Raw genomic sequence first — 15222 nt, forward strand, 5'->3', positions numbered from 1 at the left:
ATCAGTAATATACGCACTTCCCCCCATTTGTTGCGCTTTTTCCAGGCGATGCCTAGCCCCTACCGCACCCAGCGCGCCACACTATACCCCAGACCATGATACAAAATACAAAAAATCACAATGCCGCCTGCATGGCAATAAGGGAAAACTAGTGCCTTGTCGTACATCTCTGATAATTAAGGCCATCAAGGCTGTCCGGAAGGGAAATGCTGGGGCGCCGGCTCCTCGGGCTGATACCGGGCTAGCGATGCGAAGGGGTGGCAGCCCGTTAGGGCCGAGCGGGCAGCGAGCCCCGTAGCGTAGCGACCCGCGCCCTTGGGCGGGGGTAGCCCCCTAAAAACAATGCCCCGCCTGGCGCTGCCTGTGCCAGAGCAATGCGGTAAAGCTCACTTTATACCAACCGCCACTGTCCCATACTATGGCGCGGGGTGCTTGAGCACAGGAGGCAGGCCCTGGGCGGCTCAATCCTGTGCGCTGCTCAGCCCCCGGATGCGCACGTCGAGGTTCCCTTTGAGGGCAAGGTCTACCATCATGCCATCGGCAGTCAGGTAGGCGTTCCTGATGTCGACTGCCTCCAATGCCCCGTTCAGGATAACCCCGGTAGCTACCTCGTACTCCCTCAGCTGCTCCTGAAACTGCTCCTGCAGGTCCTTGAGGTTGTAGTCGAGCAGGAAATTGACGTTCTCGGCGATTTTGTTTTTTATCGTGCTCTTCATCAGCCAGCCGGCTGAGCGGAACAGGAAGTTTTTGGTATCCAAGGTATAGGTGATGTTCTTGATTTCCAGCTTGTTGGACAGGGTGTTGTAAACGGGGGTGCCGAGGAGGTATATGCTGCCGTTGTAGGTGCCGCTGAGGGTGGTGTTGATGACGATGTTGTTCCCTTGCCCAAAGAACTCGAGGTCTTCTATTGTGACCGACCGCCTCCCGTAGGAGAAGGACTCGCCAATCAGCTCTTGCTTGGCGATGCGCTCGGCTTCGTCGTAAGACACTTTGGTGTTGAGGTGGAGGGTAAAGTCCAGGCCTTCAACTTCGCTGATCCGCAGCGGCGGGAGGGGGCGGGGAAAGGCAGGGTCGGGGCGCTGCCCTATTTTCACAGAAGGGCGGGTCTCTACGTAGATCGTGGCTTGGATGCGGTTGTTGCCCATTTGCACCGGGCTCATGCCAATGAACTGCGGGTTGACGGTCAGCCAGGTGTTGTAGTCTTCCGAGACCAAAATGGGGTTGAACATTTCCTTCCAGGCTTCTTCCACAGTCTTGCGCAGGTTGAACTGTTCGCGCACCACATCATCTATGGCTGTGGCAATGCGCCATTTGCTGTTGCGCAGCACAAGATCGGCGATGAAGCCCACGGGGAGGTCAATGAAGCCCATTTTGACCCTTGGCTTTTGCTGCCATTCGTACCCGGCTACCGCTGTTTGGGTGCGGATTTCCCAATCGGCCCCGATGTCAAAGCCGGTCTTGAAGTCCAGGGTGATCTGCCCGGTAGCTTCCGCCGTGCTGATGCCGAGGTCATAGCGGATCCAAAGGTCGAGCGGCACGCTATAGGTGATGGACTGGGAGTCGATGCCAATTTCTATATCCCCTTGTTTGACAGCCCGGACCATCATTTTGTCCCCATCGCGGAGGTTGTTGTCTTCGTAGAGGGTCCCATAGAGTTGTTGGTTGAGCAGGGCCTGCAGCTCATCGACCGGGATATCGATAGGGAGGTTGATAACGGAGACCTGTTCTTCAAAGGGGTCTTCATAGCTTTCCATGGGGCGCACGGGTTTGGTCACTTTGCAGCCGCTGAGGAGCAGGGGCAACAGAAAAAATAAGGGTCGGAGTCGGTTCATATCGGCACAGGTTTGCAGAGCCGAAAGTACGGCAAAGCCAACCTATTGCCAAGCGATAAAGGGCGGCAGGTGGCAAAAAAAAGTAATGGCAGCGGCTCAGCGCCTTGGCCCGCTGCGGAAAGGGAGAAGAGTAATAGGCGCGAGCCAGATTGTGTTTTTTTTGGGGTGGGGCCTGCCCCTGCCCGATGGCAGGTGCCGCTATGCTCCGGGGCTCGCTGTCCGCTCGGCCCTATCGGGCTTACCCCCTGCGCAGCGCTAGGCCAATGCCAGCCAAGAGCACGGAAGAGCATAAACGCGAGCGGCATCTTGGTCCACGCCCGGAGAAATGGGCGCGAGCTGGATCAGCCCCCTGTAGGCGCCTGCCGGAGCCCCCTGCTGCATCAAGCCCAAATAAAAAGGGGCTGCCCAGCCAAACCCGGGCGCCCCTACAAAAGCAAATCAAATTTCAGCAGCTCTTCCCAGCTATAGCCGGTTAGTTCCAGCCGCCGCCCAGTGCCCGGTAGATGCCGACCTTGGCCTGCAGCTGCCCGAGCTTAGTCTCCACCAGCTCCATTTTGGCATCCAGCACTTCTTCCTGTGTGAGCAGCACCTCGACATAATCGGCCCTGGCGTACCGGAACAAGCTGTTGGCAATGTTCACAGATTCGCTTAGCAAGGCTACTTCCCGCTTTTTGGTGTTGTAGCTGTTCGTATAGTTCTCCAGCTTGGCCAGCTGGTTCAGCACATCAGTATAGGCATTCAGCACGGCTTGCTCGTACAGGCACACCGCCTGCACCTGCTGGGCCGAAGCGATATTGAATCGGGCGCGTATCGCCTTTTTATTGACAAGCGGAGCAGCCAAGTCGCCTGCGAGGTTGAACAACAGCGACTCTGGGGAGAGCAACAAGGTAGGATCGAAAGCCTGGAACCCAACGCCAAGGGAGATGTCGAGCCTTGGAAAAAAGCCAGCCCGGGCCACCTGTACGTCCAGGTTGGCCGCTTTGAGCTGATACTCAGCCTGCCGGATATCTGGCCGGTTGTGCATAAGCTGAGCGGGGATGCCAGCCTGCAAGCTATCGGGCGATAAGCCCATAAAGCCCGCAGTATCGCGCTCCATCCGCTCAGGGTAGCGCCCGGAAAGAAAGCGGAGGCGGTTCTCAGCTTCCGTGATCTGCTGCCGGATGCCATACTGTAGGTTCTGGGTCTTCAGCAACTGTGCTTCAAAGCGGTTCACGGCCAGCTGATTGGCTTTGGCACGTTCTTTTTGGATTTTCACCTTGCGCAAGGCTTCCGCCTGAATAGCTGCGTTGTTACTGACAATCTCCAGCAGGTGGTCCAGTGCGATCAGTTCGTAATACGCATCAGCTATTTCCGCTACCAAGCTAGAAACCAAGAAGTTGCGCCCCTCCGTAACGGCCAGGTAACGCAGCTGTGCGGCATCTTTTGCGTTGCGCAGCCTACGCCAGATATCGACCTCCCAGCTGGCCTGAGCACCGATCATGAAATCGCCGAGCGGCTCGGGGAACGCCCGCCCTTCATCGATTTCCAGATTATGCTCCACCGCGCCATCGCGGGTGAACCGGCCGGGCTTTTCCGCCCCAGCAGCAGCTACCCCCTGCACAAACGGCAGGTATTCCCCCGATTTGTCCAAGACCTCGTTCTGGCTCACCACCAGTTCCTGCAGCACGATATTCAGCTCCTGATTGTGTGCAAGGGCGGTATCGATGAGGGAGGCCAGCTGCTCGTCCTGAAAATAGCTCCGCCAGTCTATTTCAGCCAAGCTAGAGGTATCGCCCACGGCCTTGGGGCTGAATCGCTCCGGTATATCCTGACGCGGTGCCTTCAATACAGCCTCAGGGGCATTGCAGCCCGCAAAGGCCATCAAAAAGGCGAGCAGGGCTATTGAAATGATATATTTTATCGTTTGGGCCATGTTAATCTTTTTTGCGGTTTCGCATCTTGAGCAAAACATCTAGTTTAGAAATCTTCTTCAACAGAGAAGCCCTTGTCGGCTCCCGGGCAAAAGACTCTGAAGCAGTAGTATGCGACTCCCCCTGCAGCAAATCCCGGCCTTCCACCAGCTTAGCCAGGGTGTAGTACAGCCCTGGGATGAGCAAGACGCCGAAAAGGGTGCCAATAAGCATGCCGCCCAGGGAAGCAGCACCGATGGTACGGTTGCCGATAGCGCCTGCGCCATGGGCCAATACCAGTGGGATGAGGCCAGCGATGAATGCGAAGGAGGTCATCAGGATAGGCCGGAAACGGACCCTCGCGCCTTCTACGGCAGCCTCCAGGATGCTCGAGCCCTCATTGTGCTTTTGGACTGCAAACTCGACGATCAGGACTGCGTTTTTGCCCAAAAGCCCCACCAGCATGATCATGCCGATCTGAGCGTAAACATCATTGGCCAGCCCCATCGCTTTCAGCAGCAGGAAGGTGCCAAATATCCCAATAGGCAGGGACAACAGGACGGCAAGCGGCAGAACGAAGCTCTCGTATTGAGCAGCAAGCACCAGATAGACAAAGAAGACCACCACCATAAAAATGTAAACCGACTCGTTGCCCCGTCCAGCTTCATCATAAGACAACCCTTCCCAGGCAATATCGAAGCCTCTCGGCAGGTTGGCCGCCGCCACTTCCTGAATGGCAGCAACAGCATCCCCTGTGGTGTACCCCCGCGCAGGAAGCCCTCTGATGGCCGCTGAGTTGTACAAGTTGTAACGGGTGATCTCGTTGGGGCCCTGCGTTTTTTTGAATTTCATGAAAGCCGAATAGGGAACCATCTCTCCTTCCTCGTTCTTTACAAAATACTCATCAAGGTCGGAAATATACCGCCGGTACTCTGGGGCAGCCTGTGTGTAAACCTTGAAGAACCGCCCGAAACGGATGAAGCCCTGTTCGTAAGTGCTCCCGATGAGGATGTTCAAGTTTTCCATAGCCGCGCCTATGGACACCCCTTTCTGCATAGCCGCCTGATTATCGAACTCCAGCTCGAACTGCGGGTAGTTGGCCGCGTAAAAAGTGAACAGGCCGGTGAGCTCCTCTCTTTCCCGCAAAGCGTCTAGGAAATTCTGGTTGATTTTGTCAAACTCTTGGTAGTCCGTAGCATCGGTTTTGTCCAGCATCCGGAAAGAGAAGCCGCCGGAAGAGCCAAAGCCCGGGACTGCTGGCGGTTCGAAATACTCAATGATGGCGCCAAGGTCACGGGTTTCCTCTTCCAGTTCCTCCATCACTTCGTGTACATCCCTGCTGCGCTCCGACCAAGGCTTCAGGTTGATGAGGCAAGTACCCGCATTGGAGCCCCGCCCCTCCGTCATGATCTCGTATCCTGCCAAAGAGGTCACAGACTCCACGCCCTCAACCTCTTCAGCAATCTTCTGAAGCTGCCGGGCCACCTCGTTCGTCTGTTCCAAGGTAGAGCCCGGGGGGGTCTGTACAATAGCATAAATGGTACCCTGATCTTCGTTGGGCACAAACCCGGCAGGCAGGATATTGTTGGTGTAAACCAACCCGGCGACGAATAAAGCCAGCACGCCAAAGGTGACTACCCGGCGGGCGACTATTTTGTTCAGTACCCTTACATACCCGCCGGTCAGTTTTTCAAACTGCTGGTTGAAACGGTCGATCAGCCGGTCAGCCCAAGACTTCCGGGCCTTGCCATGATGGTTCTTGAGGAGCATGGCGCAGAGCACGGGCGTCAGCGTCAGTGCGACGAGGCCCGAGATAATGATAGCGCTCGCCATGGTGATGGAAAACTGCCGGTAAAAAACACCAACCGGGCCCGTCATGAAGGCTACCGGGATAAATACGGAGGCCATGACCAAAGTAATGGCGATGATGGCTCCGCTGAGCTCCCCCATTGCAGCCTTAGTGGCCTGATACGGAGTCAAACGCGCGTCTTCTTCCATTTTGGCATAGACGGCCTCCACCACCACGATGGCGTTGTCCACCACGATGCCAATAGCCAGCACCAATGCAAAAAGGGTGATTAGGTTGATGGACATCCCGAAAAGGCGGATGAAAAAGAATGCCCCCACCAAAGAAACCGGCACCGCCAAGATAGGGATGAGCGTCGCACGCCAGTCGCCTAGGAAAAGGAATACCACTAGGGCCACCAAGATGAAAGCATCGCGGATGGTATGGGTAACCTGTTCGATGGAGGCGTCGAGGAATTTCGAGACATCGTAGCTGTACTGGTAGGTGATGCCTGCAGGGAAATCCTGCTCCAGTTCCTTCATTTTATCTTTCACTGCCTCGATGACCTTGCTGCCGTTGCTGCCTAGAGTCTGTTTGAGCACAATAGAAGAGGATGGCCTGCCGTCCAGGTTGGAGTAGATGTCAAAGAACTCGCTGCCCAGCTCTACTTCAGCTACTTGGCCCAGCTTGACCTGCTGCCCTTCCTCCGTGCTTTTCAGGATGATGCCCTTGTACTGCTCGGCGGTATTGTAGCGGCCAGCGTAAGTCAGCACAAACTCTTTGGCCTGGGCGGTCATGCCAGAGCTTCTGCCCAAACGCCCGGGGCGCCCGATCAGGCTCTGCTCCTCCAGCGCCTCCATGACCTCTTCGGCAGAAATTTTGTAGGCGCGCATCCGATCGGGCTTAAGCCAAATCCGCATCGCATACTTGCGGGCGCCCAAGATATCGGCCCGGGCGATGCCCTTGATGCGCTGAAGCTCAGGGACAACCTTGGTATAGGCATAGTTGTATAAGAATTTTTCGTCCACCTTGCCGTTTTCTTCAGCTGCCAAGTTGACGTACAGCAGCATACTCGGTTGGATGGGTGTGATCTGAACGCCCTCCCGCTGTACCAGGGGCGGCAGGTTGGGCATTACTTGGTCTACACGGGTTTTTACCTGCACCACCGCCTGATTGGGATCTGTGCCCGGCTCGAAAATTACCCGGATGGTCCCTTCCCCCGCGCTAGTCGCATCAGAAGCGATGTACCGCATGCCCTGTACCCCATTGATGGCGGTCTCCAAGGGGATGATGGTCGACTTGGTGAGCACATCGGCGCTCGATCCTGGATAAGCCACAAAAATATTGACCGTGGTCGGGGCGATAGAAGGGAACTGAGAAATGGGCAGCTGGGAAATAGCCAACAGCCCTACAAAGACCAAAACGATGGAGATGACTATCGCCATCACCGGCCTTTTCAATATATTCTGAAACATGGTTTGCAATTTTGGGTGATGGACTATTCTGCGTGCAGCCCAAGCTGGCTGTATACTTCCTCTGGCGCTTTGTACTCGTACTCAATCTGATCGCCATTTTTTACTTTGCGCAGCCCCTCCAACAGGAATTGATCTTCTAGGCCAAGCCCCTCGGAAACCACGTAGAGGTTGTCCAATTCTGCAGCGATCTGGATTTCCCGGGAGGCCACCCGGCCCTCCGCTCCGACGACGAAGACGAACCGCTTATCCAGCACCTCGTAGACTGCCTTCTGCGGGATCAGCATAGCTTGCGCCAATTGTACAGGCCAGAGGATGTTGCCCGTCTGCCCGTGGCGGAGCAGCCGGCCTGGGTTATGGAAAGTAGCCCGGAAGGGGATGGTGCCGGTGGTATTGTCAAACTCTGCTTCCACGGCAGTGACCTTGCCTTTGTAATCAAATAGTTTCCCATTGGCCAAGCGCAGCATCAGGCTGCTGGCGTCAGAGGGGTGCTCTGCATAATTCAAGTACACCGTTTCAGGCACATTGAAGTAGACCCACATTTGGCTGTTATCGGTAAGCGTGGTCAGTTCTTCGCCCTCGTCTAAGAGAGAGCCCAACCGGATATCCTCAAACCGGCCGACAATCCCACTGAAAGGGGCCCGGATCTGTGTAAACTGAAAGTGGGCTTCCATCAAGCTCACCTCCGCCTTGGCGTTGTCCACGTTAGCTGCCGCTTTTTGGAGCTCGGCCCTGGCCAAGGCCAGCTCATTGACCGAAACGATGTTGCTGTCGGCCAGTGCTTTGATGTTATCGTACTCTACACGAGCTTTTTCGCGCTCGGCTTCTGCCTGCGCCAGCTCTGCCTGAGCTTTTTGAATCTCCGCCAGATAGATGGTGGGCTGTATTTCGAACAGCAGCTGCCCTTTTTGGACCACCTGCCCTTCGTCTACCAATACCTTTTGCAAATACCCCTTTTCCAAAGCTTTGAGCTCGATATGGTGGAAGGCCTGGATTTGAGAGACATACTCATTGTAGTACAGGGTGTCTTGCTGTATAGGGCGGGTCACTTCAAGCACGCCTGTATGATGCCCACCGCTGTGAGATGCTGAATGGTGTTCTTTTTCCCCGTGGCTGTCATGGGCCGTCGGGCTTTCGCTGTGCTGGCAGCTGGCTAAAAAGCAAGCGGCCGCTAGGCACAGTAAACCGTATTTAAAGTTCATCTGATTTAAATTGATAGTAGATCGCCCGCTGGCAAGAGCAGGCAGGTAAAGAAAGTGGGAATCAGCGTTTGGCAGGATGCCAAAGAGAACCTGAAGCGGGACAAGGAAAGCGGACAGGGTGCTGAGCCAAAAGCCAGTGCAGCACCAAAGGGGCATGCAGCCTGGGCAGGCTTACAAGACGGCATACATTGGGGGGGCATTGCAGCGTTTAAAGGAGTGCTTCCCCATCCACGCTATGCCTTTTTCCAGCTACTAAGCTTGGGGTAAGCTTCTGAAAAAAGCCGGCATGTGGTTGAAAAAAGCTCATTTTCCCCACTATACGGAACCGACGCATCAAGCCCACAGAACAAGTCCCGATCAGGCTATGATGCCGTGCAAGAAAGATTTCCAGGAATGGAAAAGGATGAAAAGCTTGACTTTTTTAGCCTGTGGGGGATTAGGCAGCGCGGCAACGCTGCTCAGGCATTGGGCAGCAGAAGGCCACAAAGCGGGCTGGAAGCCGATAAGGCCGCCCTCTTCTTCGTCAACCTCTTCTTTTACCTCGAGATCAGCAAACCAATCGGCAGAGGAAGCTGCAGCCGGGCTTAGCAACTTAGCCAAATGGACATCCTCTCCTACTGAAAAGGATGCCGCCGAGGTATGCGCATAGGCAGTCTGCCCTTCAGCCGCCCCAAAAAGGGCAATGGCGAAGCTGCAAAACAAAGCCCAGCTGATAATCCCAATGCGGTACATGGCTGTCGCAATTGTGCTTTTTAAAACTTACGGGCCAAAGCTAATCCAATTAAACCGTAAATGCAATTTTTGGCTGGCCGGCAGGCAGCGTAAGAATTAATATACAGATAAAGCCCAGCTCAGCTTATTCTGTGCCGGGCCCGCTATTTTTGGGTTTTTCATTGCCCGCCCGCTACCTGCGCGGCCTACCCTACCTGCTGTATGCTCAGACAAAAGCCCCTTTTGGCGGTCACAGCCCTGGCCCTTTTCCTCCTTAGCTTTTCCAGCTACAATCGCCCGTCAGCAACTGCCCGGATTGATGCACAGGCGCTGTACGCTTCCTTTGCCGCAGAAGCTGATACCCTCCTGGTGGTTAGCGAAGCTTACCAAAAGCTGCAAAACAGCCAGAGCAGCCTCAAAAAAGCGCTCTCGGAAACCCGGTTGGCCTACAAGCAGATCTCCTTCCTGCTCGAGTACTACTATCCTGCTTTTACAGAAGCGCACCTCAACGGCGCCCCACTGCTGCATGCTGAAAAGTACAGCACCCACTCGCTAGTCAAGCCGCCAAAAGGGCTGCAGGTACTTGACGAAATGATCTTTGCAGAAGACGCCGCACAACAGCGCTCAGAGATCGCTATCCTCTGCCGGGAGCTCGCCAATAAATGCCGGGAGCTGCAGCCCGAACTCAACCGCAAAACTTTTCTGTTGGAAGAAGTAGTGGAAGCCTGCCGTATGGAGCTCATCCGCCTTTTCAGCATGGGCATAGCCGGCTTCGACACCCCCGGCTCTGCAAATGCCCTACCCGAAGCGGCAAGCGCCATCGATGCCATGAAAACGGTGCTCGATGGCCAGGCCATACTACAGGGCACCCGGTACGCCGACCGGATTGCCCCCCTGTTGGAAAGCGCAAGGCAACAGCTTCTAGCTAGCCCTGATTTCGACACCTTCGACCGCCTCGCTTTTCTGAAAGCGTACATCAACCCGCTGTACCAGCAGCTGGGCCATTTGCAAAGCGATCTTGGCCTGGAAGCGGCCGTGCCCTTCCCGACCGGCCGCAATGCCCAAAGCGCCAATCTTTTCGCCCCTGATTTTCTGGACCCCTACTTCTATACGGAACTACAACGGCAGGAAGACAATGCGAGCCTTAGAACTCTGGGCAGGCAACTGTTTTACGATGAGCGCCTGAGCCGCTCAGGAGATATAAGCTGTGCTACCTGCCATAAGCCAGAGCTGGCTTTCACCGATGGGCAGCCCAAATCCGATAGCAATGTGAAAGGCGAGACGGTGCTGCGCAATGCCCCCACCCTGCTCAATGCCGTCTATGCCGACCGCTTTTTTTATGATATGCGGGCTTTTACGCTAGAGCAGCAGGCAGAGCATGTCATCTACAATACGGATGAGTTCAATACCGAGTATGAGGCCATCCTTAGTTTCCTCAACAAGGACAAGGGCTATGCCCGTCAGTTCAAAGCAATTTTTGGGCGGGGCCGCATCAACCGCGACCGGTTCGCTAAGGCGCTGTCCTCTTATGTACTGTCCTTGCAATCTTTTGACAGCCCCTTCGATCAGTATGTCAGGGGCGAAACAACAGCCCTCAGCGATGAGGCCAAGCTAGGGTTCAACCTTTTTATGGGCAAAGCAGCCTGTGGCACCTGCCACTTCCCGCCCACTTTCTCTGGCTTAATGCCCCCGTATTACACCAAAAATGAAAGCGAGATCCTGGGCGTGCTCCAAAGCCCTTACAGCCTGCAAAAAAAAGCTGACCCTGACCCCGGCCGGCAAAACAACGGGCTCCACTACGAGGATGTCTGGATCTACGGCCAATCTTTCCGCACACCAGGGCTGCGCAACGTGGAAAAAACTGCCCCTTACTTCCACAATGGCGCTTACCCTACCCTGGAAATGGCCCTAGAGTTTTACAACCACGGCGGCGGTGCTGGCCTTGGGCTCGACGTCCCCAACCAAACCTTGCCCCCCGATGCGCTTGGGCTTTCGCCAAAAGAGAAGGGCGCGATAGTCGCATTCCTGAAATCGCTGACCGATGTTAAGTATTGATTAAATGCCCTCCTTTTGCGGTGCGAGTCTGCCTGTAGACTTAATACTGAGGCCATGCCGCTTAACAAGCAGGTAAGATTCACAAGATACTTTTGGGCCAGACAAAAAACTAAAAATTGGCCTAATGAACAAAACCATTACACTACTGCTGACCGCACTCCTGATTGGGATGGCTGGCATGGCTTACAGCCAGAGCCAGATGCTCCAAGTCCAGATCAGTGCATCTTCCGACGATGCGGAAGAAAAAGGGCTAAACAGTGAAGACCCTGGAACGATGGACCTGACCAGCTCTGATGTTGAACTCGTCCGTGATGGCGGAGACGGCGATCAGTTCGTCGGCTTACGCTTTACAGGCATCAGCATCCCTTCGGGATCGCTGATACAAAACGCGTACATCCAATTTACGGTAGATGAAGACGACGACCTGCCCGGCACCGTTTTCATACAGGTAGAAGATGCAGACAACCCTCCCACCTTCAATGACACAGACGGGAATATCTCCTCCCGTACCGTGCTGAACGACACCATCGCCTGGGGCAACATACCCGTATGGAGCACCGTAGGAGAAGCCGGAGAAGATCAGCGGACGCCCGATTTGTCTGCACTGGTCCAAGCGGTAGTCAACCGCAGCGGATGGGCTGAAGGGAATGCGATCAGCTTCATCCTCACGGGCACAGGCGAGCGCGTAGCAGAAGCCTACGATGGGGACGCCGGCTCTGCCCCTGTCCTGGTTATTGAATACACGGAGTTGGTCACGCAAACCTTCACCCTACAGTCTTCTTCTGACGATGTAGAAGTGGATGTGGCCAATGCAAGCATTGATTATGGCAGCTCTGACTTAGAGCTGACCACCGATGGCTCGAGCATGCAGCTGATTGCCCTGCGCTACGCGGGCGTAAGCATCCCGGCCGGCTCCATCGTACAAAACGCTTATGTAGCGTTTACGGTAGATGAAACAAATACAGGCTCAGACGTTGATGTGCTTATGGCTTTTGAAGATACCGGCAATGCTGCGGTCATTACAGACGCCACCAACCCCATCAACCGCAATTACAATGACCCCATTATTTGGGACAACCTGCCCGATTGGGACGAAGTAGACGCCTCTGCCGCTGCACAGCAATCCCCCAATTTGGCTGCACAATTGCAGGAAGTCATCAGCCAGGAAGGCTGGAGCACCGGCAATGCCCTGCTCTTGGCCATGATAGACCCCGCTGTGCTAAGCGTGCCGGGCTACACCGGCAATACCTCTAAGCGCGTTGCCCGCTCCCACGATAACGACCCAGCCAAGGCCCCACGCCTTGTAGTGGCCTACTACCCGCCAGCTGAATACCAAAATGGCGCATTCCCCATAGCTGCAGGCGCTTCCTGGAAGTATGAGGACACTGGCACCGATTTGCACAGCGAAAACTGGAACAGTTTGGGCTATGACGATACCACTTGGGATTTTGGCAATGCCATCCTCGGCTATGGCAACGGGAATGAAGCTACCCTGCTCAGCTTCGGAGAGGATGCAGACAACAAATACCCGGCCACTTACCTCCGCCATACTTTTGAGGTAGACAACGCCGCACAATACGACTCCCTGCTGTTCAATACTCGCTATGACGATGGCGTGGTGGTCTATGTCAACGGTACGGAAGCCTACCGCCTCAATATGCCAGAAGGGCCCATCGGGTACAATACGCTTGCCCTTGGCGCCATTGGCGGAGCCGATGAGGACGCTTTCACAACAGTAAAAACTGCCAACCTTCTGCAAGATGGGCTGAACCTCATCGCCGTTGAGCTGCACCAGGCCAGCGCAAGCAGCTCCGACCTGAGCTTTGACCTGGAAGTAGGCTTTACACTGCCGCCGCTTTCCCCCTCTGCATTTCCCCTCGAACAAAACTCCGCCTGGCACTACTTGGACGATGGCTCAAGCCTCGACGGCATCGCCTGGCAGGATACCGCTTTTGCTGAAACAGACGACCAATGGGCGTGGGGCTTTGGCATCTTGGGCTACGGAGACCCCGTGTCCACTGAAATCTCTTTTGGGCCCGACCCCGACAATAAGTACACGACCTACTATTTCCGTAAGGAGATCAATATCGACTTGGCCACTCTCCCGGATACCCTCGAGCTTGGGCTGTTGCGCGATGACGGCGCCATCGTCTATCTCAATGGCGTAGAAGTAAGGCGGGACAACCTGCCTGAAGGGCCTGTAGACTACCTGACCACTGCTGTGGAAACCATCGCAGGAAGCGATGAAGACGTCTATTTCACCTCTAGGCTTCTGCCCTCCGATTTCCGTCAAGGTGTCAACACCATAGCTGTGGAAGTGCACAACCGGGACGTGTTCAGCTCAGACCTCTCCTTCGACCTTTACCTGCGGGAAGCACCGGTCACCAACCCGCCTGCTCTAGGCTGTAGCGACGGCAACGACAACCACATCGCTTGTTTCACCAGCATTGCCCCTACTGCACAGACCAGCAACCTGCTCATCCCGGAAAGCTCCCACCGCTTTCAGCAGATACACAAGCAGGGCTCCCCCTATTCTATAGGCGGAGGCAATGTGCCAGGCAATCACGACTTCACCGGCTACGTCCCCATCGACGGCAGCAGCGAGCGGGGCTACCTCTCTATCAACCACGAAAACACTCCGGGCGGTGTGTCTATGCTCGGCCTGCATTACGATGCCGATAGCCACCTTTGGGCCGTCGATTCTTCCCAGGCTGTAGATTTTTACAATGACGACCTGGTGACTACCACCCGGAACTGTTCCGGCGGGATTACCCCTTGGGGCACCATCCTTACCGCAGAAGAAACCTATAACAACGGGGATGCCAACAATGACGGCTATACCGATGTTGGCTGGCTGGTAGAAATTGACCCCGTTACCGCACAAGTGATGGAATATGGCAATGGCAAACAGGAGAAACTTTGGGCGATCGGCCGCATCTCTCACGAAAACGCAGTTGTGCTTGACGACCAGGTGACACTGTTCACCGGTGAGGACGGCGGCTCTAGTGCTGTTTTCAAATTCATTGCCGACAATCCGGCCGACCTGAGCAGTGGCGCCCTTTATGCTTTGCAGCTCGATGCCCCTCTCGCAGGCGGAGAGCCGACCGGCACTACCGGCACTTGGATCCCAATCCCGAACGAGACCCAGGAAGACCGCAACAATACCCGCTCCCTGGCTATCGCCTTGGGCGCCACCAACTTCAACGGCGTAGAAGACATCGAGGTGCACCCGCTTACCGGGCAGCTCTACTTCACCGCCAAAGGCAACGACCGCGTTTACCGCTTCACCAATGAAGACCTGACCGTAAGTGGGTTTGAGACTTTTGTCGGAGGGCAGCCTTATGTCCTGAACACCGAGGAAGGCGTATTTACTGAGCCCTGGGGCGGCGGCAACGACAACCTTACCTTTGATGATCAGGGCAACCTGTGGGTCTTGCAGGATGGCGGCCGGAATTACATTTGGGTAGTGCGCCCTGACCACACTCAGGCCGCTCCTAAGGTAGAGCTCTTCAGTTCCATGCCAATCGGGTCTGAGCCGACCGGGCTGACCTTCTCCCCCGACTACCGCTTCGGGTTCCTCTCCGTGCAGCACCCAAGCAGCGGCAATACCCCACAAACCGATGCAACAGGCAATGAAGTAGCCTTTGACGCTTCCGCCACCATCATTATTTCCAGGTCTGAAAACCTGGGGCTACAGCTCCCTGTCTCCGACTTCGCTTCAGATGTGCAGACGGTAATGGCAGGCAGCCCTGTGACATTCTTCGACATGAGCGCCAATGCGCCTTCGGGCTGGGAATGGACTTTTGAAGGCGGCACTCCGGCCACCTCTTCCGAAGAGAGCCCAACCGTGACTTACAATGAAGAAGGGGTATACGATGTTTCCCTGTTGACTTCTAACGCTGCGGGAAGTGGCAACCTAGAAGCCAAGGAAGATTACATCGTTGTCACCCCAATGACAAGCACCTCCGCTGAGCCAACAGATTTCAACCTGAGCGTCTTCCCCAACCCCACATCGGGCAAAGTCAGCATCAGAATGGACCTCAACGGCAGCGAGCAGGTGCAGATTCAAGTGCTCGACCTCATGGGAAGGGCCCTCGCCGACTACGGCTATACCACCGCTGTGCAGGGCACCGACATCTGGACGCTAGACCTTACCGGACAGGTAGGCGGCAATCAGATGCTTGTACTGAAAATCACAGTTGACGGCCAGGTCATCGACCGGCTGATACAGGTCGCCCGCTAAGCAGCGGACCCCAACCAAAGGAAACAGCCTGG

General features: G+C 55.4%; 7 protein-coding genes. 2 read left to right on the forward strand and 5 right to left on the reverse strand.

All coding sequences use genetic code 11. The features are described 5' to 3' along the window. Positions 1 to 461: 461 nt before the first annotated feature. The 5 genes from FRY97_RS01800 to FRY97_RS01820 form a co-directional block, all read right to left on the reverse strand. Entirely contained in the window at positions 462 to 1832 is a 1371-nt protein-coding gene (locus FRY97_RS01800) for a DUF4403 family protein (RefSeq protein ID WP_147165707.1), read from the reverse strand. Between the two features lie 472 nt (positions 1833 to 2304). Then, on the reverse strand, positions 2305 to 3744 hold the full coding sequence (locus FRY97_RS01805; protein ID WP_147165708.1) for a TolC family protein: 1440 nt from the start codon (positions 3742 to 3744) through the stop codon (positions 2305 to 2307). Between the two features lies 1 nt (position 3745). After that, on the reverse strand, positions 3746 to 6982 hold the full coding sequence (locus FRY97_RS01810) for an efflux RND transporter permease subunit (RefSeq protein WP_147165709.1): 3237 nt from the start codon (positions 6980 to 6982) through the stop codon (positions 3746 to 3748). Positions 6983 to 7005: 23 nt separating this feature from the next. Next, positions 7006 to 8181: an efflux RND transporter periplasmic adaptor subunit gene (locus FRY97_RS01815; protein WP_170254456.1), complete on the reverse strand. Its 1176-nt coding sequence runs from the start codon at positions 8179 to 8181 to the stop codon at positions 7006 to 7008. 357 nt (positions 8182 to 8538) lie between these two features. Further along, positions 8539 to 8913, reverse strand: coding sequence for a hypothetical protein (locus FRY97_RS01820; protein ID WP_147165711.1), 375 nt, complete (start codon positions 8911 to 8913; stop codon positions 8539 to 8541). A 201-nt stretch (positions 8914 to 9114) separates the two neighbouring features. Between FRY97_RS01820 and FRY97_RS01825 the strand changes: the two genes are divergently transcribed. Together FRY97_RS01825 and FRY97_RS01830 are read left to right on the forward strand one after the other, a co-directional pair. Next, entirely contained in the window at positions 9115 to 10947 is a 1833-nt protein-coding gene (locus FRY97_RS01825; protein WP_147165712.1) for a cytochrome-c peroxidase, read from the forward strand. Positions 10948 to 11071: 124 nt separating this feature from the next. Then, on the forward strand, positions 11072 to 15190 hold the full coding sequence (locus FRY97_RS01830; RefSeq protein ID WP_147165713.1) for an alkaline phosphatase PhoX: 4119 nt from the start codon (positions 11072 to 11074) through the stop codon (positions 15188 to 15190). The last annotated feature ends 32 nt before the right edge of the window (positions 15191 to 15222 follow it).

Origin of the sequence: Phaeodactylibacter luteus, assembly GCF_007993045.1 — a bacterium.
Classification (GTDB): Bacteria; Bacteroidota; Bacteroidia; order Chitinophagales; family Saprospiraceae; genus Phaeodactylibacter; species Phaeodactylibacter luteus.

Excerpts from the sequence above, each read along its gene's own strand:
- FRY97_RS01830 (WP_147165713.1), top strand. The coding sequence starts at position 11,072 with ATGAACAAAACCATTACACTACTGCTGACCGCACTCCTGATTGGGATG.
- FRY97_RS01810 (WP_147165709.1), bottom strand. The coding sequence starts at position 6,982 with ATGTTTCAGAATATATTGAAAAGGCCGGTGATGGCGATAGTCATCTCC.
- FRY97_RS01825 (WP_147165712.1), top strand. The coding sequence starts at position 9,115 with ATGCTCAGACAAAAGCCCCTTTTGGCGGTCACAGCCCTGGCCCTTTTC.
- FRY97_RS01820 (WP_147165711.1), bottom strand. The coding sequence starts at position 8,913 with ATGTACCGCATTGGGATTATCAGCTGGGCTTTGTTTTGCAGCTTCGCC.
- FRY97_RS01805 (WP_147165708.1), bottom strand. The coding sequence starts at position 3,744 with ATGGCCCAAACGATAAAATATATCATTTCAATAGCCCTGCTCGCCTTT.
- FRY97_RS01815 (WP_170254456.1), bottom strand. The coding sequence starts at position 8,181 with ATGAACTTTAAATACGGTTTACTGTGCCTAGCGGCCGCTTGCTTTTTA.
- FRY97_RS01800 (WP_147165707.1), bottom strand. The coding sequence starts at position 1,832 with ATGAACCGACTCCGACCCTTATTTTTTCTGTTGCCCCTGCTCCTCAGC.